23 protein-coding genes are annotated in these 22,796 nt (G+C 64.2%); 14 read left to right on the plus strand and 9 right to left on the minus strand.

Annotation, left to right across the window (positions count from 1 at the left end; genetic code table 11):
• Positions 1-48: 48 nt before the first annotated feature.
• The 4 genes from QM590_RS11625 (at position 49) to QM590_RS11640 (ending at position 4,260) form a co-directional block, all read left to right on the plus strand.
• On the plus strand, positions 49-717 hold the full coding sequence (locus QM590_RS11625) for a response regulator (RefSeq protein WP_068055658.1): 669 nt from the start codon (positions 49-51) through the stop codon (positions 715-717).
• Positions 710-2,416 (plus strand): sensor histidine kinase, encoded by a 1,707-nt coding sequence (locus QM590_RS11630; RefSeq protein WP_068055650.1) that lies wholly within the window; start codon positions 710-712, stop codon positions 2,414-2,416. The genes QM590_RS11625 and QM590_RS11630 overlap by 8 nt, the downstream gene beginning before the upstream one ends.
• Positions 2,417-2,536: 120 nt before the next feature.
• Positions 2,537-3,379, plus strand: coding sequence for a universal stress protein (locus QM590_RS11635; protein ID WP_269595013.1), 843 nt, complete (start codon positions 2,537-2,539; stop codon positions 3,377-3,379).
• A complete protein-coding gene (locus QM590_RS11640; RefSeq protein WP_269595012.1) occupies positions 3,376-4,260 on the plus strand; it encodes a universal stress protein in 885 nt (294 codons plus the stop codon). Before QM590_RS11635 ends, QM590_RS11640 begins: the two co-directional genes overlap by 4 nt.
• A 17-nt stretch (positions 4,261-4,277) precedes the next feature.
• On the opposite strand, the gene QM590_RS11645 is transcribed toward QM590_RS11640, so the two are convergent.
• Positions 4,278-6,668: a phosphoketolase family protein gene (locus QM590_RS11645; RefSeq protein WP_269595011.1), complete on the minus strand. Its 2,391-nt coding sequence runs from the start codon at positions 6,666-6,668 to the stop codon at positions 4,278-4,280.
• Positions 6,665-7,543: a universal stress protein gene (locus tag QM590_RS11650; protein WP_068055612.1), complete on the minus strand. Its 879-nt coding sequence runs from the start codon at positions 7,541-7,543 to the stop codon at positions 6,665-6,667. Before QM590_RS11650 ends, QM590_RS11645 begins: the two co-directional genes overlap by 4 nt.
• 151 nt (positions 7,544-7,694) lie before the next feature.
• On the opposite strand from QM590_RS11650, the gene QM590_RS11655 reads away from it, so the two are divergent.
• The 3 genes from QM590_RS11655 to QM590_RS11665 all read left to right on the plus strand — a co-directional run bounded on the left by QM590_RS11655 (position 7,695) and on the right by QM590_RS11665 (position 10,209).
• Positions 7,695-8,090 (plus strand): hypothetical protein, encoded by a 396-nt coding sequence (locus QM590_RS11655; protein WP_149407407.1) that lies wholly within the window; start codon positions 7,695-7,697, stop codon positions 8,088-8,090.
• A 76-nt stretch (positions 8,091-8,166) separates the two neighbouring features.
• Positions 8,167-8,793, plus strand: a complete 627-nt coding sequence (locus QM590_RS11660; RefSeq protein ID WP_149407406.1) for a DUF305 domain-containing protein — start codon at positions 8,167-8,169, stop codon at positions 8,791-8,793.
• Between the two features lie 108 nt (positions 8,794-8,901).
• A complete protein-coding gene (locus tag QM590_RS11665) occupies positions 8,902-10,209 on the plus strand; it encodes an NAD(P)/FAD-dependent oxidoreductase (protein WP_149407405.1) in 1,308 nt (435 codons plus the stop codon).
• A gap of 25 nt (positions 10,210-10,234) precedes the next feature.
• On the opposite strand, the gene QM590_RS11670 is transcribed toward QM590_RS11665, so the two are convergent.
• On the minus strand, positions 10,235-10,630 hold the full coding sequence (locus tag QM590_RS11670; protein ID WP_149407404.1) for a hypothetical protein: 396 nt from the start codon (positions 10,628-10,630) through the stop codon (positions 10,235-10,237).
• Positions 10,631-10,930: 300 nt separating this feature from the next.
• On the opposite strand from QM590_RS11670, the gene QM590_RS11675 reads away from it, so the two are divergent.
• Together QM590_RS11675 and QM590_RS11680 are read left to right on the plus strand one after the other, a co-directional pair.
• Positions 10,931-11,896, plus strand: coding sequence for an alpha/beta hydrolase (locus QM590_RS11675; RefSeq protein ID WP_373455116.1), 966 nt, complete (start codon positions 10,931-10,933; stop codon positions 11,894-11,896).
• Between the two features lie 105 nt (positions 11,897-12,001).
• On the plus strand, positions 12,002-12,298 hold the full coding sequence (locus tag QM590_RS11680; RefSeq protein ID WP_149407403.1) for a hypothetical protein: 297 nt from the start codon (positions 12,002-12,004) through the stop codon (positions 12,296-12,298).
• Positions 12,299-12,351: 53 nt separating this feature from the next.
• On the opposite strand, the gene QM590_RS25935 is transcribed toward QM590_RS11680, so the two are convergent.
• From QM590_RS25935 to QM590_RS11700, 4 genes are all read right to left on the minus strand, one after another.
• A complete protein-coding gene (locus tag QM590_RS25935; protein WP_149407402.1) occupies positions 12,352-12,942 on the minus strand; it encodes a CsbD family protein in 591 nt (196 codons plus the stop codon).
• Between the two features lie 186 nt (positions 12,943-13,128).
• Entirely contained in the window at positions 13,129-14,151 is a 1,023-nt protein-coding gene (locus QM590_RS11690; RefSeq protein WP_269595010.1) for a YdcF family protein, read from the minus strand.
• A gap of 19 nt (positions 14,152-14,170) precedes the next feature.
• Positions 14,171-14,815: a TetR/AcrR family transcriptional regulator gene (locus tag QM590_RS11695; protein ID WP_094669034.1), complete on the minus strand. Its 645-nt coding sequence runs from the start codon at positions 14,813-14,815 to the stop codon at positions 14,171-14,173.
• Positions 14,816-14,888: 73 nt separating this feature from the next.
• Entirely contained in the window at positions 14,889-15,047 is a 159-nt protein-coding gene (locus tag QM590_RS11700) for a hypothetical protein (protein ID WP_188078787.1), read from the minus strand.
• A 198-nt stretch (positions 15,048-15,245) separates the two neighbouring features.
• On the opposite strand from QM590_RS11700, the gene QM590_RS11705 reads away from it, so the two are divergent.
• Genes QM590_RS11705 through QM590_RS11715 form a run of 3 tightly spaced genes read left to right on the plus strand, consistent with a single transcriptional unit; the run spans position 15,246 to position 18,298 of the window.
• On the plus strand, positions 15,246-16,781 hold the full coding sequence (locus QM590_RS11705; RefSeq protein WP_317813405.1) for a flavin-containing monooxygenase: 1,536 nt from the start codon (positions 15,246-15,248) through the stop codon (positions 16,779-16,781).
• Positions 16,782-16,802: 21 nt separating this feature from the next.
• Positions 16,803-17,624: an alpha/beta fold hydrolase gene (locus tag QM590_RS11710; protein ID WP_094640786.1), complete on the plus strand. Its 822-nt coding sequence runs from the start codon at positions 16,803-16,805 to the stop codon at positions 17,622-17,624.
• Positions 17,621-18,298, plus strand: a complete 678-nt coding sequence (locus QM590_RS11715) for a TetR/AcrR family transcriptional regulator (RefSeq protein WP_149407399.1) — start codon at positions 17,621-17,623, stop codon at positions 18,296-18,298. Before QM590_RS11710 ends, QM590_RS11715 begins: the two co-directional genes overlap by 4 nt.
• Positions 18,299-18,302: 4 nt before the next feature.
• On the opposite strand, the gene QM590_RS11720 is transcribed toward QM590_RS11715, so the two are convergent.
• Positions 18,303-19,712, minus strand: a complete 1,410-nt coding sequence (locus QM590_RS11720) for an ABC1 kinase family protein (protein ID WP_269595008.1) — start codon at positions 19,710-19,712, stop codon at positions 18,303-18,305.
• A complete protein-coding gene (locus QM590_RS11725; protein WP_149407496.1) occupies positions 19,712-20,800 on the minus strand; it encodes a ferredoxin--NADP reductase in 1,089 nt (362 codons plus the stop codon). Before QM590_RS11725 ends, QM590_RS11720 begins: the two co-directional genes overlap by 1 nt.
• A gap of 112 nt (positions 20,801-20,912) precedes the next feature.
• Between QM590_RS11725 and QM590_RS11730 the strand changes: the two genes are divergently transcribed.
• A complete protein-coding gene (locus QM590_RS11730) occupies positions 20,913-21,920 on the plus strand; it encodes an alpha/beta hydrolase (protein ID WP_269595007.1) in 1,008 nt (335 codons plus the stop codon).
• Positions 21,917-22,795, plus strand: coding sequence for an SDR family NAD(P)-dependent oxidoreductase (locus QM590_RS11735; RefSeq protein WP_149407397.1), 879 nt, complete (start codon positions 21,917-21,919; stop codon positions 22,793-22,795). The genes QM590_RS11730 and QM590_RS11735 overlap by 4 nt, the downstream gene beginning before the upstream one ends.
• Position 22,796 lies beyond the last annotated feature (1 nt).

The following is a 22,796-nucleotide window of genomic DNA, read 5'->3' on the forward strand; positions in this document are numbered from 1 at the left end:
GCTCGGAAGTCGAGGCGCCCAGTGTGGACGCAGGTGAGGGGTGTCGCTGTGGTCACGGTGTTCTTGGTGGACGATCACGAGATCGTGCGGCGTGGTCTGATCGACCTGATCGACTCCGATCCGGACCTCGAGGTCATCGGTGAGGCGGGCAGTTGCGCTCAGGCGCTGGCCCGAATCCCGGCCCTACAGCCGGACGTTGCCGTGCTCGACGTGCGCCTGCCCGACGGCAACGGCATCGAACTGTGCCGCGAACTCCTCGATCGCCTGCCGCTCCTCAAGACCATGATGCTGACCTCGTTCACCGAGGATCAGGCCATGCTCGACGCCATCCTCGCGGGCGCGAGCGGTTACGTCGTCAAGGACATCACCGGCATGGAGCTCACCCGCGCGATCAAGGACGTCGGGTCCGGTCGGTCGCTGCTCGACAACCGTGCAGCAGCGGCGCTGATGGACAAACTGCGAGCCGGAACTGCGACTCCAGGACCCATCGACCATCTCACCAGCCAGGAGCGCACGCTGCTGGATCTGTTGGGAGAAGGCCTCACCAACCGGCAGATCGCAGCCAGGATGTTCCTGGCGGAGAAGACGGTGAAGAACTACGTCTCTCGGCTGCTGGCCAAGCTCGGGATGGAGCGGCGTACCCAGGCTGCGGTGTACGCGTCGAAGCTTGCCGATACCGCTCCGTCGGCCGGACAACCGGGGTCGCGGGATGGATGACCACCGCGCGGAGACCTCGTCCTCGTTGCCGCAGTTGCGACTCGGTGAACTGTTGGCCGAGGTTCAGGACCGGATAGGCCGAATCGCCGACGCCAGAGTCCAGGCCGACGGGCTGCTCGACGCCATGCTCGTCATCACCTCCGGCCTCGATCTGGAAGTGACACTGCGCTCCATCGTGGAATCGGCCGTCGACCTCGTCGATGCTCGGTACGGCGCACTCGGCGTCCGCGGCGACGGTCACGGGTTGAGTGCGTTCATCAATCACGGCATGGACGAGGACACACGAGTGGCCATCGGCCCGCTCCCTACCGGGCGCGGGGTGCTCGGACTGTTGATCGACCAGCCGAAAGTGCTGCGCCTCGAGGATCTCTCGGCGCACCCGGAGTCGGTGGGATTTCCGCCGAACCACCCGCCGATGAAAACTTTTCTCGGCGTCCCGATTCGGGTTCGTGACGAGATATTCGGCAACCTCTATCTCACCGAGAAGAAGGACGGCAAGCAGTTCACCGAGGACGACGAGGTCGTCACGAAGGCGCTGGCGTCCGCGGCCGGCATCGCCATCGAGAACTCGCGACTGTACGAGGACTCACGGGTACGCCAGGCCTGGATGGAAGCAACTCGGGACATCGGCACCGAGCTGCTCGCCGGGACGGACATCGACGAAGTGCTGCAGATGGTGGCGCGGAAAGCATTGCACCTGACCGGTTCCGATGCGGCGTTCATCGCGGTTCCCGAGGACGGTGACCAGCCGTTCGAGGATGTCACCGAACTGGTCGTCACGGTCAGCGAGGGGCTCGGATCCGATCGCATGATCGGAGCAGTCATTCCGATCGAGGGTTCGAGCTCGGGATCGGCATTTCGACGTCGAACACCGTTGCGCAAGGAACGACTCGAGTACGGTGCCAAGGAATTGGGCTCGGCTTTCGGGCCCGCACTGATTTCACCCTTCCGCGTCGCCGAGGGCGTGAGCGGCGTCCTGGTGGTGCTCCGCACAGAGGGGCGGGGGCCGTTCGATGATTCCCAACTCGAGCTGGTCTCGAACTTCGCCAATCAAGCTGCATTGGTGATGCAGATCGCCAATTCCAGCCGCCGGATGCACGAACTCGAGGTGTTGTCGGACCGGGACCGAATAGCCCGCGACCTGCACGATCACGTGATTCAGCGAATCTTCGCCGCCGGATTGGCTTTACAGAGCACTCTGCAGCGCACCGAGTCCGAGGAAATTCGGGTGCGACTGTCCAGGACGATCGACGACCTGCAGGACACGGTGCAGGACATCCGGACGACGATCTTCGACTTGCAGAGCACGTCCCACTCGGCCACGCGATTGCGTCAACGCATCAATGCGGCGGTACTCGAACTCACCGAGAACGTCGATATCCGTGCCGTCGTGCGGATGTTCGGGCCTCTGTCGGTTGTGGACACCAAGCTCGCCGATCATGCCGTTGCCGTCGTTCGTGAGACGGTCAGCAACGTCGTCCATCACGCGCAGGGCGACACTGTGACCGTAACCTTGTCGGTGGGCGACGAGTTGCAGATCGTCGTGTCCGACAACGGGATCGGGATGCCAGAGGACACCACCGCCAGCGGACTGTCCAACCTCGGTGCCCGTGCTGTCGAATGCGGTGGGTCGATGAACATCGGTCCCGGCTCCTCCGGACGCGGCACCGATGTGACCTGGTCGGTACCGCTGCCCTGACGGGTGCAGTCGTTCGTCACCTGTTTCGGTGACCTCCGGCCGCTGCGTGGGGTGGGTGTGCGCTCGTAGCGTTCTCGGTGAAGGTGCAGAACCTATCGTCGCACCACCGAGAGGAACCCGATGAACAGTGCACACACCGCCGGACCCGTCGTGGTCGGTATCGACGGATCGGAGACCGCGCTCGATGCGGTCCGATTCGCCGTGCAGGAGGCACGTGGGCGGGGGACGTCGCTTCGTTTGATCCACGTGATCGCCGGCCACGCCGAGCCCGAAACCGTCTACGGCGCTCCGGATGTCGACGGCGACTATGCCCGCACGGCATTGAGTCGCGCAGCGCATGTGGCCGCATCGATCGATCCGGCCGTTGCCGTGGAATCAGTTGTCGCACAAGGGCGTCCCGAATCGGTGATGTCGACCGAAGCGGGATCTGCGTCTCTGCTCGTACTGGGGACCACGACCGGCAGTGCAGTGACCGCCTGGGTACTCGGATCGATGGTCGGAGCCGTGGTCGAAGCATCGCCCCACCCCGTGGCGATCGTCCGGCACTTCGACGCCGAACGCCGCGGACCGGTCGTCGCGGCGCTGGGTGATGCCGACATTTCACAAGCCGATGTTGTTGTCGCTCAGGCGTTTCACGAGGCATCGATCAGGTCGGCCAGCGTGTTGGCGGTGCACACCCAGGCCGTCTCCTCCATTCTCGCGTCCGCCCTCAGTAGACCCGGTGACGGGCTACACCCCGAATCGGCAATGGACGTTCGGCTCGAACCCTTCGGCGCGGACTACCCAGACGTTCGCGTGGCGTCGGTGTACGCCGAGGCCGACTCGGGATCGGAACTCGTGGCGGTCTCCGAGACGGCCCAGCTGATGGTGGTCGGCCACGAGCGAGACAGAGTGCCGGGACGAACACTGACCGCCGTACTGCGGCATGCCCATTGCCCCGTCCTCGTCGTCCCGCACGCATGAGTACCTCGAGGCAGTCTCCGATCGTCGTCGGTGTCGACGGCTCCGGCTCGTCGCTCGACGCAGTCGGGTGGGCCGCTCATGCGGCCGAGTTGCGTGGGGTACCGGTGAAGCTGGTGTCCGCCTATCAAGTCAAGGTCCTGTACACCAGCTTCGTCGCGCTGCCGTCTCACATCGGCTCCGAGGAGCACAAAGCCGCCGAGTCGGTCCTGGCCTGGGCTTCGCTGGTTGCGCGACGGTCGGTGAAGGACCCCGACGGTCTCGAGATCGTGAGCGAATCGATTGTGGGCCCGACGATTCAGGCCATGCTGGAGCAGTCCTCCAGTGCCTCGATGATGGTGGTGGGCTCGCGCGGCAACGGCGATTATTTCGCTGAACTGCTCGGCTCGGTGAGCACCGCGGTGGCCGTTCAAGCGCACTGCCCGGTGGTCATCGTGCCGAAAAGTGTGGAGCTGCATTCGTCGGGAGGCCCTGTTGTCCTCGGCGTCGACGGGTCGCCGCACAACCTGAACGCCGTTCGGTTGGCATTCGACGAAGCCTCGCTCCGAGGAACGGAATTGGTTGCAGTGCACGTGTCCACGGACGAACCGATCTCCTCGCCCGACGCGTCCGCGACCGACAGATCCGATGCGATCGTGTCGAACGGCCGAACCGTGTTGGCGGAGAGCCTGTCCGGCTGGAGCGAACAGTATCCGGACGTCGTGGTCCAGCAGAAAGTGCTGCGCGGCAACGTGGTCGAGAAGATCCTCGAGGTGTCACCGCGCGCCCAGGCCGTGGTCGTCGGTTCGAGCGGACGCAACGGTTTCAGCGACAGACTTCTCGGATCCACGGTTCGTTCACTGGCCCACCGCGTCGACTGCCCGTTGATCATCGCCCGCGGGTAGCTCGACGGGTCCGGCAGTCACGACCACCGCCACTGCCGGATCTCGGGGAGGTCCTCGAAATGCTCTCGGATGTAGGCGTCGTGTCGCGCCAGTTGGTCGCGGCAGTGTTGCCGTAGTGCCTCGGCACCGGCCGGCGTGGTTGTTGCCCGGTCGAGTGCCGCGAGGGCGAGATGGTATCGGCTGATCTTGTTGAGCACCACCATGTCGAACGGTGTTGTGGTGGTGCCCTGTTCGATGAACCCGCGTACGTGGAACCGCTGGGCGTCCGGTCGGCCGTGCACCAGTTGGTGCACCGCACGGGGATAGCCGTGGAACGCGAAGACCACATCGACCGAGGTGGTGAACAGGTCCGCGAACTGCTCGTCGGAGAATCCGTGGGGATGATCGCCGACGGGGAGCAGCGCCATCAGATCGATGACGTTGACCACCCGAACCTTGAGCTCGGGAGTCCACGTCCGCAACAACTCTGCGGCAGCGAGGGTTTCCTCGGTCGGCACGTCGCCTGCACACGCCAGAACGATCTCGGGATCTTCCTCGGCGTCGACCGATTCGGTGCCGGCCCAGTCCCAGCGGGACGCACCTGCCGCTGCATGCGCCCGCGCCTCGGGAAGCGTCAGATACTGCGGGTGACTCTGCTTGTCCACCAACAGAACATTGACGTGACCTCGACTGCGGAAACAATGATCGGCAACCGCGAGCAGCGTATTGGAATCCGGTGGCAGCCACACGCGCACCACATCCGGTGCCAGAGGAATGACCGCGTCGATCAGTCCGGGGCCCTGATGGCTGAATCCGTTGTGGTCGTTGCGCCAACACGTGCTGGTGAGCAGCACGTTGAGCGAGGCGACGGGTGCCCGCCACGCGAGTGTTGCCGCGTGCTGAAGCCACTTGGTGTGCTGGATCAGCATCGACACGCTCACCATGGCGAAGGCCTCGTAGCTGGCGAACAGGCCGTGTCGACCCGACAGCAGATACGCCTCCAGCCAGCCCTCGCACAGATGCTCGCTGAGCACCTCCATCACGCGACCGTCGGGACCGAGATCGTCGTCGAACTCGGTGGTCGGCAACTGCCAGCATCGATCGGTCACCTCGAACACCGCCTGGAGCCGGTTGCTCGCGGTCTCGTCGGGACAGAACAGGCGAAAGTTGCCGCCGCCGTGGGGTTGTGCGTTGTCGAGATAGATATCACGCATCATCTCCCCGAGCACGGTGGTCGTCTCGTGCGACGTGCGCCCCGGGGACTCCACGGTGAGCGCATAGTTCTCCAGATCGCGAATGACCAAGGGCTGCAGAAGTAGTCCTCCGTTCGCATACGGAGTGGCACCGAGACGTTCGGTGCCCGACGGAGCGAGCTCGCGAATCGAGTCGACGGGAGCGCCGTCGTCGTCGAACAGCGATCGGGGGTCGTAGGAGAGCAGCCACTTCTCGAGCTGCGCCAGATGCGACGGGTTCTCGCGGACTCCCGACAGCGGTACCTGGTGCGCCCAGTGCGTGCCCTCGATGAGCTTGCCGTCCACCTCGTGCGGGCCGGTCCAGCCCTTGGGGGTGCGTAGAACGATGGCGGGCCATTCGATGTCGTGCTGTGGTTCTCCGTTGCGGGCGGCGTGCTGGATTGTCTCGATCGCGTCGTGAGCTCGCGTGAGGGCTGCGTGGAGCGCCGGGAACACCTCTCGTGGGTCGTCGCCTTCGACGAACAGGGGTGCCCACCCCTGGCCGCTCAGATAGTCGGCTACCGATTGATCGGTGCTGCGTCCGAGAACCGTCGGTCCGGAAATCTTGCCGTCGTTCAGATGCAGGATGGGCAAGACGGCACCGTCGCGAATCGGGTTCAGAAAGGCCGGGATCTTCCACGAACCGGACAGGGGACCGGTTTCGGCCTCACCGTCCCCGACGACACAGGCAACGATCAGATCGGGATTGTCGAACGCGGCACCGGCGGCGTGGACGAGGGCGTAACCCAGCTCGCCGCCCTCGTGAATGCTGCCTGGAGTCTGGACGCTGACATGGCTCGGAATGCCGCCGGGAGTGGAGAACTGACGGCACAGCCGTCGAACGCCCTCGTTGTCGAGCGAGATGTTCGGGTAGATCTCGCTGTAGGTTCCCTCGAGGTAGGTGTTCGCCACCAACGCCGGACCGCCGTGGCCGGGACCGGTGACGTACAGCCAATCCGAATGGGTTCGACGAATCACCCGATTGAGGAGGGTGTAGATCATCGAGAGTCCGGGACTGGTGCCCCAGTGCCCGAGCAGCCTCGGTTTGATGTGCGCCACCTCCAGAGGACGACGCAGCAATACGTTGTCCTGCAGATAGATCTGCGCCACCGTCAGATAGTTCGCCGCAGCCCAGTAGCGCAGGTCGGCGTCCAATTCATCTGAGCTGTAGGAAGACTCGATCGACTCCACGCTCATCGATCGGTGGGAACGACGACGACGGGAACATCCACCGAATGCAACACCGCACGCGAGGTGGAACCGAGAAGCATCGATGCGAATCCACCCCGACCGCGGCTTCCCACGACGATCAACTGCGCTGCCTCCGACGCACGGACCAGCTCACGAACAGGCCTGTCCTGAACCACCACTCGATGGATGGTGACGTCCGGGTAGTCCTCCGACCAGCCGGCCAGGCTCTCCGCCAACGACGTCTTCTCGGCGAGTTCGGAATCGACCCACGGACCCTCGTCGTCGCGCGTCAACACGCTGCCGAGTTCGAGGTCGCTCCAGGCGTGTACAGCGACGAGGTCGACTCCGCGCAGTGACGCTTCCTTCAGAGCGAATCCGATCGCAGGCTGACTGTTGGCGGTGCAATCCACCCCGACGACAACCGGACCGTCGCTGACGATGTTCGATTTGATTACTGCAACAGGGCATTTGGCATGCGTGACCACTGCGGTACTGACCGACCCGATCAACCCGCCGGTGAACTCGCCCAGACCCCTCGACCCCACGACGATCATGGCGGGAGCGACGTCGAAGTGCGTCAGATTCCGTGCAGCAGAGCCGTGTTCGAGGCGCGTATCGAGAATCAGCGAATTGCCGGCGGCAGTCTTGTGCGCAACATCGACCGCTGCGGTCAGCACACGCTTGGCCTCGACGTCCGGGTCCGAGAATGCACCGATCCGGAGACTGATGGCATCCCCGTAGGTTCCCGGCGCGAACAGAGACGACGTGACCAACTCAAGCGGAGCGTGGCGTCGAACGGCCTCGCGCGTTGCCCAGCGGACCGCGTCGAGCGATGTGGCAGATCCGTCGACTCCGACGACTACCCGACTCGATGCATTCATGACGAATTCCCGTCCATTGACTTGCGTGTGCAGATACCCACCGAGCATGGCTCGGATCGGCTCGCCGCCGACAGAGGCGGAAGTCCTTCGGTGCGAGGCGGAAGTCCCTGCCGGCTACCCCTAGGGGGTATATCTTGCTATCGTCGGCGACATGCATCGAGTGATCCGACGCCGTCGCCAGGGCATTGCCTCGGCGGCCGGATTGCTGATCGCACTGACGATCTTCGGGGTGCTGCTGATGCACTCGGCGACGGCGACCGCGTCGGCGAGCAACGAACACGCTGCCATGGCGTCGGCGATGCACCATGAGGGGCCCGTGCAGGTGGCGGTCGGTGAACACGACTGCCCGGCGGCGCACCAGATGATGCATCCGTGCGCGGGAACCACGGTGTCGTGGGCTGCTCTGTCGGTTCCGTCGACGAGCGTCGACATCGGCTACTCGCTGATATCGGCGGACGGCATCGGTGGGCGCACCGACTCCATCTCGGAGCGTGCTCCGCCGTGGACCCTCTGGGAGCTGGACAGATCGGTGACCTTGCGAGTGTGACAGGGAGCCCGGTGAACGTACGACCACCGGCGGATTCACTCATCCCTGTATTTCGCACTCGTTCAAGGAGTTTCACATGCGTACAACACTCGTCGCTTCGCTGGCTGCTGCCACCGTGAGCGCATTTCTCGTCGCAGGCTGCAGCAGCGACACCTCCGACTCGTCGATGGACGGCCATTCGATGGGCTCGTCGAACTCGTCGTCGGCGTCATCGACCCAGTCCGACGCGTCGGCAGAATTCAACGATGCGGACGTGATGTTCGCGCAGATGATGTACCCGCATCATGCGCAGGCGGTCGAAATGGCGGCAATGGTCCAGGGCCGCACCGACAATCCGGACGTCGTGGCGTTGGCGTCGGCTATCGAGGCCGCGCAGCAACCGGAAATGGACCGGATGACCGCCTGGCTTGCCGAATGGGGTCAGCCCGCGCCCTCGTCCGACATGGGTGAGATGGGCGGAATGGACCACAGCTCGGGCATGGGCATGATGACCCAGCAGGACATGGACGCGTTGAGTGCGGCCACCGGTGCCGAGTTCGACCGCCAGTGGCTGACGATGATGATCGAACATCACGAAGGCGCGATCGAGATGGCGAACAGCGAGATCGCGGACGGGTCGAACACCGACGCGCAGGATATGGCCCGCACGATCGTGGCCACGCAGCAGCAGGAAATCGACACCATGCGGGCGCTGCTCGGCTGACCCGGATCGACACCGAGGGCCGCACTCCTGACCAGGGGGTGCGGCCCTCGAGTAGGCTTGCCACTCGGAGAGTCCTTCTCTGCGGTCGGTCCGAGGGAGAACGTTCACATGGCACGTCCACGGGTATTGGTCATCGGCGGAGGATTCGGCGGGCTGCGCGCGGCCCGGCGTCTACGCGGTGAGGACGTCGACGTCACCGTGCTCGAGCGCGGCACCTCCCACGTCTTTCAGCCACTGCTCTATCAGTGCGCCACCGGTCTTGTGTCCGAGGGTTCGATTGCCAGTCCGCTGCGGCACCTGCTGCGTAAGCAGAAGAACGTGTATGTGGCGCTGGGTGAAGCGACCTCGGTGACCGCGGTGGGTGACGGTGGAGTGGTGACGGCCAGTCGGTTCGACGGCTCGACCTTCGAGCTGCCCTACGACTACCTCGTCGTCGCTGTCGGAATGCAGCAGGCCTATCACGGCCACGACGAATACGTGCAGTGGGCACCGGGGATGAAGACCCTCGACGATGCCCTCGCGATCAGGCGAAAGCTGATCTCTGCCTTCGAGATGGCCGAATCCCTGCCCACCGCCGAGGAACGCCGACCCTGGCTCACGTTCGCCGTGGCAGGGGGAGGCCCGACCGGAGTCGAATTGGCCGGTCAGATAAGGGAACTCGCCTCCAGGGCGTTGGCGAAGGAGTTCGACACCATTCACCCGTCGGAAGCGCGTGTGCTGCTCTTCCACGGCGGTGACCGCGTCCTCGAATCGTTCCCCGATTCCCTGACGAAGAAAGCGCAACGCACCCTCGACGCGGTAGGCGTGGAAACCCATCTCGGAGTTCACGTCACCGACGTCACGGCCACCGACGTCGAGGTCACGGCCAAGGCCGAACCCAAGACCGTCACTCGCTACGACACCCACACCGTGCTGTGGACCGCAGGCGTCGAAGCCGTTCCGTTCGTGAAACAACTCGCCGACGCGATGGGCGTCGAACAGGATCGCTCCGGACGCATCGCTGTGCAGCCGGACCTCTCGATCCCGGGACACCGCAACGTCTTCGTCGTCGGAGACATCATGTCGCTGAACAAGCTCGCGGGAGTTGCGGAAGTGGCGATGCAGGGCGGACGCGCGGCGGGCGCGGCCATCGCAGCAGACCTGTCCGGTTCTGCGCGAAAGGATTTCAAGTACCGAGATCTCGGCACCGCGGCCTACATCGCCCGCGGTCACGCACTGGTGCAGGCCGGGCCGCTGAAGATGTCGGGCTTCGTGGGTTGGGTGTCGTGGGGAGTTATCCACATCGCATTCCTGGCCGGCAACCGCAATCGCGTCGGGACGCTGATCAACTGGGCCGCAACCCTGGCCACCGGCACCCGACGCGAACGTGCCATCACCTACGGCGACCCGGAAACGGCGCGTAAGCCGTACAACTGAGCGAACGCCAACAACCAGGTGCGGGTCAGCCGATGCCGGGGATGAAGCCGGGGTAGACGAAGTGCCCGGGACCTCCGCCGGGCAGCAGTTGGCCCGTCGAACCCGGGTAGTTCATGTTCAGCAGAATCAGCTTGTGCGGGTTGCCATTCGAATCGGCCTGCCAGCAGGAGGACAGCACTCCGTGAAATCCGGTGCAGACGATGCGAGTGCTGTTGCCGTAGGGCGAGGTCAGTCGATTCCTGCTGACGAACGGATTCCAGTAGTCCAGGTCCTGTGGGGTGAGGAATCCGGTGACATCCTGCGGAGCCGACGGACTCGGATACGGCGGCGGAGTGGGCCACTCGTCGGCTGCGGCCGTTCCCGTTCCGAAGGCAGCGGCACCTGCAATGACGCAAGCAATGACAGCGGTGCGACGAAACATCTCGATCGACTCCTTCGCGGGACGGGCACCCAATAGACCACAGACACTCGTCTCGTGGGAACACCTCTGGGTCTGCGTTGCCGAGAGCATCACGATCGCGTCTCGGATTCGTCCGGTCCATAACGCTCGGGACGTTTGCTCGAGGTAACGTCACCTCATCTTCGGCCGATGTAGAGACTCGACCGGTGTAACTCGACGAAAAGGTGAAACAGCGTGCCACGATCTCGACGACACGGCTTCCGGCGAATCGGTTCGGCTACGGCCGTCGCCCTCGCAGTGGCGATTCTCCCGACCGCGCTGATGACGCCCGTCGCGTCCGCGGAAGAGCTGCCTGCGGCTACGACGCAGTCGAGCAACGGATCGAGGATCGAGTCGGTGAACACCCTCGAGAACCGCCAGGTCCAGCTCCAGGTGTACTCGGCGTCCATGAACCGCACCATTCCCGTGACGGTGCAGAAGCCGGCCGACGACAGCGTGTCCCGCCCGGTGCTGTATCTGCTCAACGGCGCAGGCGGCGGCGAGGATGCCGCATCGTGGCAGTCGCAGACCGACGCCGAGGCCTTCCTGTCGGACAAGAACGCCTACATCGTGACTCCGCAGAAGGGCAAGTGGTCCTACTACACCGACTGGCTCCAGGACGATCCGAAGCTCGGCAGCAACAAGTGGAGCACCTTCCTCGGTGAAGAGCTGCCCCCGCTGATCGACGCCCAGTTCGACACCAACGGTCGCCAGTCGCTCGCAGCGCTGTCCATGACGGGCACCTCGGTTCTCAACATCGCGATCAAGTACCCGGGCAAGTTCACCGGCGTCGCGGCGTACAGCGGCTGCGCTCAGACCTCCGACCCCATCGGTCAGCAGTTCGTCAAGCTCGTCGTCGAGACCTACGGCGGCGGCAACGTCGAGAACATGTGGGGACCGCTCGACGGCCCCGTGTGGCGCGAGAACGACCCGCTGCTCAACGCCGAGAAGCTCCGTGGAACGCAGATCTACATGAGCACCGGCAGCGGCCTGCCCGGTGCCCCGAACGACACCTTTGCCAACCCGCGTCTGAAGAACGACCCGGCGACGCTTGCCAACCAGGTCATCGTCGGCGGCGGCATCGAAGTTGCCACCAACTTCTGCACCTCGAACCTGGCCAAGCGCCTCGATCAGCTCGGTATCCCGGCCACCGTGGACTTCCGCCCGGTCGGAAACCACTCGTGGGGCTACTGGCAGGACGACCTGCACAACTCCTGGCCGTTCCTGGCGGGATCGCTCGGAATCTGATCTTTTCAGCACCGAACAACGGCCACCTGCACCTCGTGTGCGGGTGGCCGTTCTTCGTTGTCCGGGGCGGTGGATCGACGTCCTGATCGAACGTATGATCGAACGATGGCACGGCGCGCACAACCTCGACCGGCGTCTGCCGTGCGCCCGTTCAAGCTGCTCCGACCACCGCTGAAGGTGTGGATCGACCTGAACATCCTCTACCCGCTGCCGCCGCACCACGCCTCGAAGTTCAATCCCGAGGGATTCGATGTGCGACGCGTCGTGCCGGGAGATCTGGTCGAATGGTCCATCACCGTGGACGGAGATTGGCTGGGCCGCGTCACGTACGAGTTGATGGCACGAGACCGCAGCGAAACCGTCACTCACTGGGTACCCAGCCGGGCACTCAAGCCGCTGTAGAGACGCAGAAAGCCCCGCCTCGATCGAGGCGGGGCTTTTCTGTGCAATTACCTTCAGAAGCTGTGCTTGCGGGCCTTCTTGGCGAGCTTGCGGGTGGTGCGCTTCGACGGCACGAACAGGTGCGCAGCGCTACGGCGACGGTTGCGTCGACGAATCAGTACGAACGCGACGGCACCGGCTGCGGCTGCGACGGCTGCGATGATCGGAGTGCCGACCTTCGCCGCCTGGGCGACATCCTCGGAGTCGATGTTGCGAACCGTGTTCTTCACGTCGTCGGCGACGGCGGAGGCCTTGTCGGCTGCCTTGTCGGCGACCTGGGAGGCCTTCTCCTTCACGTCGTCGGCATCGACGTTCGAGACCTTGTCCTTGACGGTGTTCTTGACGTCCTCGGCCACGTCGGACGCCTTGTCGGCGACATCGGCGGCTGCGTGCTTGGCTTCCTTGGCGGCATCGGCTGCGGTGTCGGCAACATTCTCGGCTGCGTCGGAGACCTTGTCGGCGGCCTGGTGGGTGTTGGCCTTGGTCTGATCGGCGGCACCCTCGGCGCGAAGGCTGTCGTCACCGGTGGCCTCGCCGGCCTTCTCCTTCGCAGTCCCGGCCAGTTCCTCTGCCTTGTGCTGAGCCTTGTCGATGAAGTCGGCCATCGGTGATTACCTCTTTCGTGTAGGTCGTCTCCGGATACCCGGAGCTGGGGGCGTCGCGGACGACGCCGTTAGGTATGAGTCGAAATCGACGCTCCGAAACATACGTCCGACGGGCGTGTTCCGGGTCACTATCGGTGGGGATGCTCGGTGGCGCGCAGTTCGCTGGTGCCGTCTGGCCCCGCATTGTCAGTTCACGTGTTGGAGAATCACCACGATCGAAGCGATGCCGACCAGCAGAGCGATGTTGGGCTTCCGGTAGCGATGCAGGATTGCGACGAACTCGCGCAGAAACGCCGTCGGTGCGTAGAAACGTGCCGTGTCGGCTCCCGTCACATGAGCGTCGAGACCCAGATCGCGAGTGAACGCGGCCGTTCGCAGGACGTGAAAGTTGCTGGTCACCACGATCATCGGCTCCGATCTCAGATCCGACGACTCCAGAAGGTCCCTCGTCATCGTCAAGTTCTCCCGAGTGTTTCGCGAGCGCGCCTCGGCGAGGATCAGTTTTTCGGACACACCCTTGCCGACCAGGTACTTCTTCATTGCCGTGGCCTCCGCAGTCTCCTCGTCGGACCCTTGCCCGCCGGATACGACGAGGGCCGGGCGATGTCCGGACGCCACTTCGGCGTTGTACACATCGAGGGCGCGGTTCAGTCGGCTCTCGAGAAGAGGCGTCACGGTTCCTCCCGAGCCCAGCCCGCATCCCAGAGCAACAACGGCTGAACTTCCTTTCGGTGGCTCCAAGTGTCCGTAGATCAGCGCGTGGACAGAGAACGCGGCGAGCTGGACGCCGAGGCAGACCGAGAACAGCACCCCTGTCCAGACCGCGGCCAGCAACCACAGGGGCAGAGTGTGCGTTTCCAGCACGGCCGCCACTGCGACGAACAGCCCGACGCCCAGCGTCACCGCAACCGCCAGAGCAAGTGGCAGTGCGGTCGAGAGCCGGAGCCCTTCGCGCCTGATCACCACCAGCCCATTGATGGCCGCTGCGCCCACGAGTCCGATCGCCGTCAGCAGGATTGCCGACAGCACCGCAACGACGAGAATCGCCTCGACCCGGGCGTCCAGCCGATGCAGCAGACTCGGCGATCCGATCGCCAGCGCAGCGAGAGCCGCAATGACAGTCAGGCCGTTGGACAGCCGACGCGGGTCTCGCCGGATACGGACGAACGACGTGACGACCAACACGACAGCCAACGCGAGTAGGAACATGGTTCGAACCTGGTTCCGGTCAGGGGAGTGGTGTCGTCAGTGCAGCGGTGACCAACTCGACGAGGGTGTCGATGTACGGGGTGAAGGTGTCATCGGTGGTTCCGACGTCGGAACTGCGGCTCAGGGCCCATTCCTGGGCGAAGATGTTGGCGGCACCGATGATGGCAAGAATGACCAGGCGATAGTTTCTGTTCGGCAGTTCTCCTCGTGCTGCGGCGGTGGTTGCAAGGGAGTCGAACATCTCGACGATGACGTCTCGCTGGTTCATGCGCCACAGTTCGATGTCGGTACTGACGCCGACCACCTCGACGTAGCAGACCCGAGCCGACATCCTGGTGCGACACGTGACGCCGAGGTACGCCCGGATTGCGGCGTCGATCGACGCCAACACCGGTTGCCGACCGTCGGCGGTCAGTGCCTCTCGTGCAGCGTGCTCGCCGTCCTGATTCATGGTGGTGACGATCTTCTTGAGCAGCTCCGACCGGCTTCCGATCTCGCGATAGAAGTGACGGGTCGACACGTTCGATTCCGCGCACAACATCCCGATCGTGGTCGCCGCGTACCCGTGGCTGCCGAACAGAGCGATCGCGGTGTCCATGAGACGGGCTATGCGTTCGGAGGATCGTTCCTCGGGCGACCTGCCTGCGTACTTCCGATCGCCCATGGGGTCGAGAGTACTGACCGGGCCCGCTGCCGTTGTCGACGTCACGGAACGGAATGGACCGCTCGCGAGCTCGTCACGTGCGTCGGCGCGTGACCGGTCGCTTCGGCCACGTCGAGCGGACCGGCTTGTATGCGCCGGACAGGGCACGTCGCTCGAAGTCCAGGCCCGATCCCCTCGACGCCAGGAGGACGAGAGCGATGACTGCTGCGGCCCCGACCGCCACAGCAGTCATCGGATTCTGGTTCCCTGTGCTGTGTGGATGCAGGCAACAGGTGATGTGTGGTTCATGAGGGGTTCCTGTCTTCGGTGTGCGGTGAACACTGTCATTGACATCGCCACTCGTCAATGACACATTGTGTGATGTAAGTCGCGATCCGCCGCACAGTCGGGCCGATCCGCGATGGTGTTCGGCGAGACAGCGAGGCACGACGTGACGACAAGCCGAGGTCGATGGCCCGAGTTCGACGGCTCCGTCGACAATTTCCAGGACGTTCTCATCATCGGTGCAGGCATATCGGGCGTCGGAGCCGCATATCGCCTGCAGCAGATGGCACCGGAGCTCAGCTACACCATCCTGGAAGGTCGTGAGCGCGCAGGCGGTACCTGGGATCTGTTTCGGTACCCCGGAATTCGGTCGGACAGTGACATCTTCACGTTCTCGTTCCCGCACACACCGTGGCAGGGAGACACCCTGCTGGCGCACGGCGAAGACATCCGCAATTACATCGTCGATACCGCGTACGCGAACGGCATCGACGAACACACCGATTTCTCGACGTCGGTCGAGGCCGCGAACTGGGATTCGTCGACGGACCTGTGGACCGTCGAGACGCTTTCGAGCGGTGTTCCGAAGACCTATCGCAGCCGATTCGTGTTCCTGTGCACCGGATACTTCGACTACTCGGGCGGGTACACCCCCGATCTTCCCGGGGCCGACGAGTTCACCGGGCAGATGGTGCACCCTCAGCAGTGGCCCGAGGATCTGGACCACTCGGGCAAGAGAGTCGTCGTGATCGGAAGTGGAGCAACCGCAATCACTTTGGTGCCCTCACTCGCTGCCGAGGCCGCGTCGGTGACGATGCTGCAGCGATCGCCCACCTACATCGCGTCGCTGCCGATGACCGACCCGTTCACCACGCTCACTCAGCGCGTACTGCCGGACTCTCTGGCGCACAGTGCATTGCGGTGGCGTAATGCGCTGTTGATGGTCGGCTCGTATCAATTGTGTCGACGCGCACCGAAGACGGCCCGCAGGGTGTTCCGGGCCATGACGAAGGCGCAATTGCCGCGGGGATACGACGTCGACAAGCATTTCGATCCGACGTACGCCCCGTGGGACCAGAGGTTGTGTGTGGTGCCGGACGGCGACCTGTTCAAGGCCATTCGTTCCGGTCGTGCGACCGTGGTGACCGACCGAATCTCCCGCTTGACCGCCGACGGCATTCTCCTGGAATCCGGAGACGAGATCCCGGCCGACATCATCGTCACTGCAACGGGATTGAAGCTCAAGGCTTTCGGTGGCATCGCGCTGTCACTGGACGGACAACCGTTCGCGGCGCACGACAAGTTCGTCTACAAGGGGCACATGCTCGAGGACGTGCCCAACGTTGCCTGGTGCATCGGGTACACGAATGCATCGTGGACGCTCAAAGCCGACATGACGGCCAAGGCGGTGGCGAAACTGTTGGTGTATATGCAGTCTCACGGCTACACCCACGCGATCCCGGACCGTCAGGGCAAGGCCGTGGAATCTCGACCGGTCGTGGACCTCGCGTCGGGATACGTCACGCGATCCTTGGACGAGCTACCCAAATCGGGGACCGAGCGGCCCTGGTCGGTGAGGCAGAACTATATTCTCGACAGAATAGACGCGCGCTTCGACAATCTCACCGAATCGATGACGTTCGGACGGACCGTGCCTGCACGGGTGGCCGGCCCCGAAGCAGTAGACGCTCGCACCGGATAGACGAGAACAGATCGGACCGCAATGACTTTCGACATCGAGGGCCCCGCGCTCGCGCACACCATCCGCGGCGAGGGACCGACCCTGGTGCTGATCCATGGGATAGTTCATCGGCAACACGCCTGGGACAGCGTCATCGAGACACTCGCGCAGCACCGGCGAGTGGTGACGGTCGACCTGCCCGGCCACGGTGATTCACCCGAACTACCCACCGAGGAGTTCGATCTCGGCCCGTGGATCGTCGCCGAACTGGAGCGGTTCCTCGAGCACGTGGCGGTGGACGGCGAGAAGCCGCACGTGGCCGGAAACTCGTTGGGTGGATACTTCGCCCTCGAACTCGCCGCCCGCGGATCGGTTGCCTCGGCCACCGCGCTCTCGCCGGCCGGATTCTTCCGCGGACACTGGGATCAGACGCGTGCGCTGCTCGTGTTCCGATTGTTGCGCGCGTTGTCCCGAGTGATCAGCCCGATCGCACCGGCCGTCATGCGTTCGGTCGTCGGTCGCACGATCGCCAACGGTGTCTTCTACGCCAAGCCGTGGCGAGTTCCCGCCGCGACGGCCACCATCGACGCGCTCAGTATCACCACCAACCGGGCGATCGACGCAGCGGGTAACGCAGTGCCGCGCTTCAGCATTCCGGTCGACGAGGATGTTCCGGTCACCGTCGCGTGGGGGCGTCGCGACTGGGTTCTGCCGGTGTATCAGGCACCGCTGGTGCGTCGAACCTTTCCGCAGGCGGACGTGACGACGTACGCGGGGCTCGGGCACGTACCGATGTCGGACGATCCGGAACTGGTGGCGTCGATTCTGTTGAGGGGATCTCGAACCGTCTCCCAGTCGGCGTGAGCGTTCCGGAGAAGGTCGACGGCCGAAGCCACCGGTGGCGCGATCATCGGATCACGCGGCGGCGTGAACTGCTCGACTGCACTCTGGACACCATCCGACAGCAGGGTCACAACATCGGCATGGACGACATCGCCTCTGCGAACGGTGTCTCGAAAACTGTTCTGTACAAGCATTTCACCGACAAACGGGGCTTGACCGACGCTGCCATGGCGCGATACGTCGAGACCGAGCTGGTGCCTCGGATCAGGGATGCGATGTCCGAGGACCTCGACGAGTATCACCTCACCCGGGCAGTGATTTCCGCCTACGTCTCGACGGTCGACACGGATCCCGAGATCTACATCTACGTCCACGCCAACAACGCAGTCTCGGGCAACCACGACGTCATCACCGCCGCGGAGGGGCTGATCGCCGAGCTCCTGGCCACCGTCATCGCCGACAGATTTCGAGAGCGTGAGTTCTCCACGGCCGGCTCGATGCCCATCGCCTTCGCGATGATCGGTGCCGTTCGATTGGCGTCACACTGGTGGATCTTCGATCGAACCATGACGGCCGACGAGCTCGTCGACTACCTCACCATGATGGTGTGGAGCGGAATTGCGGGCATAGCGCGCGCCGCGGGCTCTGCTGCGCGATTCGCGTCGGAATCTCATCCGTTGATCGACGAGCCGTGAGGGCTCAGTCCGGGAGCGCGATGTTCCTCGCGGCCACCGCTGCGGCCACTTCCTCCGGGAGAATGTTTCTGAACAGGAACAGGTCTCGACCCAACACCCATTCCGGTGCGAGTGCAGCCGAGTAGCGCTCGAAGTAGCCGAGCTGCTTGCCGAACAACACCAGTTCCTCCGGTGTCGCGATACCCCAGCGCCTGCCTGTCTCGACCAGAGACGCGACGAGTTTGCTCAGGTCGACGCGGGCGGCTCCTCTACCCAGAATCGGCTCGAACAACTTCCTCAGCTGCAGACCGATCAGCTTGTCGCCCAGAGTTGTTCCCTCGGTGATGCCGAGCATGCGGATGCGTCGCGCAGCTTCGGTGTAGTTGCCGTCGAACAGGGAGGCACGGAACATCTCGCGAAGTACCTCGCGCCACTGCTCGGGTAGTTCCCCGACGATTCCGAAGTCCAGGAATCCCACCCGTCCGTCGTCCAGTGCCCACAGATTGCCGGCATGTACATCACCGTGGAAGGGGCCGTGCAGCACAACGGCTTCCAGCCATACCTTGACGCCGCGACGCAACTGCAGCTCGGAATCGAGCCCGGCGAGATCGCCCGGCGTGACACGGCCCACCGGGGTTCCTCGAACTCGTTCCATGCAGATCACCCGAGGTCCGCAATGGCTCCAGTAGATGTCCGGAACCATCACGTGAGAATTGTCTCCGAAGACATACAGGTTGTCGCGAAAGCGTTGCTGACGCAATGCTTCTGCTGCGCTGTCGAGTTCCTGGGCCGTCAACTCGTCGAGGTCACGGACAACGGCCGTCGCGTTGGCGATGCGGAAGACCTCGAAGAACCTCTCCAACAACGACGCACCGGTGAAGGCCACCCGTAGATCGACTCGCATGCGACGACGGATTTCGGGCCGCTGCACTTTGACGACCGCCTCGCGCCCGTCGGGTAGCACGCAGGCGTGGACCTGCGCCACGGATGCGGCCGAGAGCGGCACGTCGTCGAACGAGGTGAACAGTTCCGCGATACTGCCACCCAGGTCGCGTTCGATCACACGGCGAGCCTTGTGGGCCGGGACGGGTGGCACACCGTCGAGCAAGCGCAGACACGCATCGGCAAGAACCGGGGGGAACACACCGGGCGACGACGCCATGAGTTGTCCCAGTTTGACGAACGTCGGCCCCAGCGCCTCGAATCCTTTGACCACACCCTCGGCTAGGGAGACCGTGAAGCGACGGCGTTTGGCGAGCCAGGACACCGGCCAGCGAACGACGGCGATCGCTGCGGCAGCCAGGAGTACCACGGTGATCCACGCGGCCCGGCCCAACTCTTCGAGTCCGAAATGTGTGAGGTCGGGATACGCGATGTCGAGGGCCTCGGTAGGCGCTCCGTCGGAGTCGGTGTCACGGCCCATCGCATCGGGCATCAGCGGTCGAACACCGCACGGAGCGACTGGGATTCGGGCACGGACTGGCACGCCAATCGAACCCCGTGTTCGAGCTCGTGCTCGTCGAGTGTCTCGTTGGCGAGCATGGTCACAGTGCCCTCGGTGAGTGTGTACGCGCATCCGCCGCAGGTCCCTTCGCGGCACACGTACGGCGGATCGAGACCGAGTTCGAGGAGCCGGTCGAGAAGCTTGGTGCCGGAATTCCAGGCGAATTCGGTCTCTGTTCCGTCGATCTCGACCTGAGCGGCGACGGACTGTGCGTCCGATTCGTGAGCCGACGTGGTGTTTTCGCTCTGGAACGGATTGGAGTCGAAGGAGGAGAACACTTCTCGATGCGTTCTGCGTGCGACCGTGCCGGTGCGGCCGAGCCACTCCTCGGCGACGTTCATGTACTGCGTTGGGCCGCAGAGGAAGGCCTCGCACTCCGGCGGAACGGCCGCATTCATCGTGGCCAGCCCTGCAGCAGTGGGCAATCCCGAGTCCGACGTGTACCAGTGATGCACGTCGAGTCGATCGGGAAAACGAGACCGAAGTTCGGTCAGCTGTTCCGCGAAGATCACCGAGTCGCTGTTCTGGTTGGCATAGACGAGGGTGACGCGGTTCTCGTGCCGCAACAGTGCGGTTTTGATGATGGACATGATCGGGGTGATGCCGCTACCGGCGGCCAGAAGTACGAAATCGACGTCCCAGTTCTCCGGGCCGAACATGCCCGACGGCTTCAGCGCCTTCAGTCGCATCCCCCGAACTGCGTTGTCGTGCAACCAGTGTGACGCGAGCCCGTCCCGGATTCGTTTCACGGTCACGGTGGGAAACGGGTCGCGTACCGGGGAGCTCGAGAAGGAATAACAGCGGGCCACCGATCCGCCTTCGGTGCAGGGGATCTCCAGGGTGAGGAACTGTCCCGGCGCGTATCGAAAGTGTGTCTCCGCGTGCTCGGGGACCGCGAATCCGAGCGAGACGGCGTCCTCGGTCTCGTGGGTCACCTCGGCAATTTCCAACTCGAAGATTCCCGCCTCGGGATTACTGGTCGACGTACCGAGGTTTGCCGGTGGTGCGCTCCTGAACATCGTCACTTGTTCCCTCTTTCGGGCTCGTTGCGTGTCGGTCGTCACTGTCGCACACTTCGCCACCAATTAATAGGCCATTGACAAATGGCGAATAGCGGGTGAAGGTGACGAGGTGACTTCGACCACGAACGACCACTACCTGCCGCGCGGCGCATTCGGTGCCGGGTCTCGGCGAACCCGACTGGCAGCGTTGATGACTCGGCTGACGCTGCGCCCGATGACGAACCTGCTTCCGACGTCCCGCAGCGGCATCGAGTTCTCCCGACGCCTCGTCGCTACGTCGATGAACCTCTTCGGTCCGGTGCCGAAGGGGACGAGAGTGGACATCGTGGGCGACGGCCCGGTGCGCGGCGAATGGGTGCGAGCGCCCGGACTGACCCCTGGGCCCCGGGTGATTCTCTACATCCACGGCAGCGCGTACGTCATCTGTTCGGCACGGACGCATCGTGGTCTGACCGCGCGGTTGTCCTCCGCGACCGGCCTGCCGGTGTTCACGGTCGACTACCGGTTGGCCCCGGAACACCCGTTTCCCGCCGCCGCCGACGACCTCGAATCCGCGTACCGCTGGCTACTCGGCCAGGGGTACACCGCTGCGAACATCGTCATCGCCGGGGACTCGGCCGGCGGCCACCTCGCTGCCGACCTGCTCATCGAGAACGACCGGACCGGGACGCCGCAGCCGGGGGCGATGGTGCTGTTCTCACCGCTGATCGACCTCGACTTCGAGCTGTCGGCCCGGATGGAGCGCACGCGCAAGGACCCGATGATCTCGGCGAAGGCAGCGCGAGGGCTCGTGGCGCTGTACACCGAGGGCCACGACGCCGATCTGCCGCGACTGCGGCTCGATCTCGCACTCGCACGTGACCTGCCACCCACGCTGATCCAAGTGGGTGGAGCCGAGATGCTGCGAGGTGATGCGCGGCGGATGCACGCGATGATCGATGGGGCCGGGGGACGAAGCGAACTCGAGATCTGGCCCGACCAGATGCACGTGTTCCAAGCTCTCCCCAGATTGATTCCCGAGGCCGGCCACGCGCTCGAGCATGCCGCCGAATTCATCGCGCATGCACTCGACAATCCAGTTGTACAACATGATTCGAAGGAAAAGGTAAGTCGATGAGAAGCAAGAACGGAAAACCCTCGTACGGGTCGAGAGCGGTAGTGACCGGCGCGGGCAGCGGCATCGGCCGGGCGTTCGCACTCGAACTGGCTCGTCGCGGAGGAGCCGTCATGTGCGCCGACATCTCTCTGCCGCGAGCGCAGGAGACGGTAGCGATGGTGAACGCCCTCGGTGCCACCGGATACGCCGTCGAGTGCGATGTGTCGATACGCGAGAACGTCGAGGAGTTGGCCCTGCGCGCCGGCATCGAATTCGACGGACCGACGACGGTGCTGATCAACAACGCCGGCGTCGGGATCGGTGGAAAGCCCGTCGGAGACATCGGTTTCGAGGACTGGAACTGGGCCTTGGGGATCAACCTCTGGGGAGTGATCCACGGCTGTGAGGTGTTCACGCCTGCGCTGCGGGCCGCCGGTGAGGGCGGAATCATCAACGTCGCGTCCGCCGCAGGCTTTGCCGCCGCGCCTCTGATGGGTCCGTACAACGTCGGCAAGGCGGCCGTGATGTCGCTGTCGGAAACGATGGCGGCGGAACTGTCGGGTACCGGCGTGCGCATCTCGGTTCTGTGCCCCACGTTCGTCAAGACCAACGTGGCCGTCGACGGCCGCATCACCGCGAGTTCGTCCCGGCTGGCCGAGATGGCCATGCGCTGGACCGGACGCTCACCGGACAAGATCGCTGCCCGAACACTCGATGCTTTCGACAGGGGTCGGCTCTACGTCGTCCCCCAGTTCGACGCCAAGGCCGTATGGCGATTCAAGAGACTGCTGCCCGCGGTGTACGTGCGTTTCCTCGGGTTGCTCAATCGGGTGATGCCCGCCGACCAGGACACGGCGAAGAACGAATCCCTCACTACTACAACCACAGGAGCCTGAC

Origin of the sequence: Rhodococcus sp. IEGM 1372 (assembly GCF_030056835.1) — a bacterium.
In the GTDB taxonomy this organism is placed as follows: domain Bacteria; phylum Actinomycetota; class Actinomycetes; order Mycobacteriales; family Mycobacteriaceae; genus Rhodococcoides.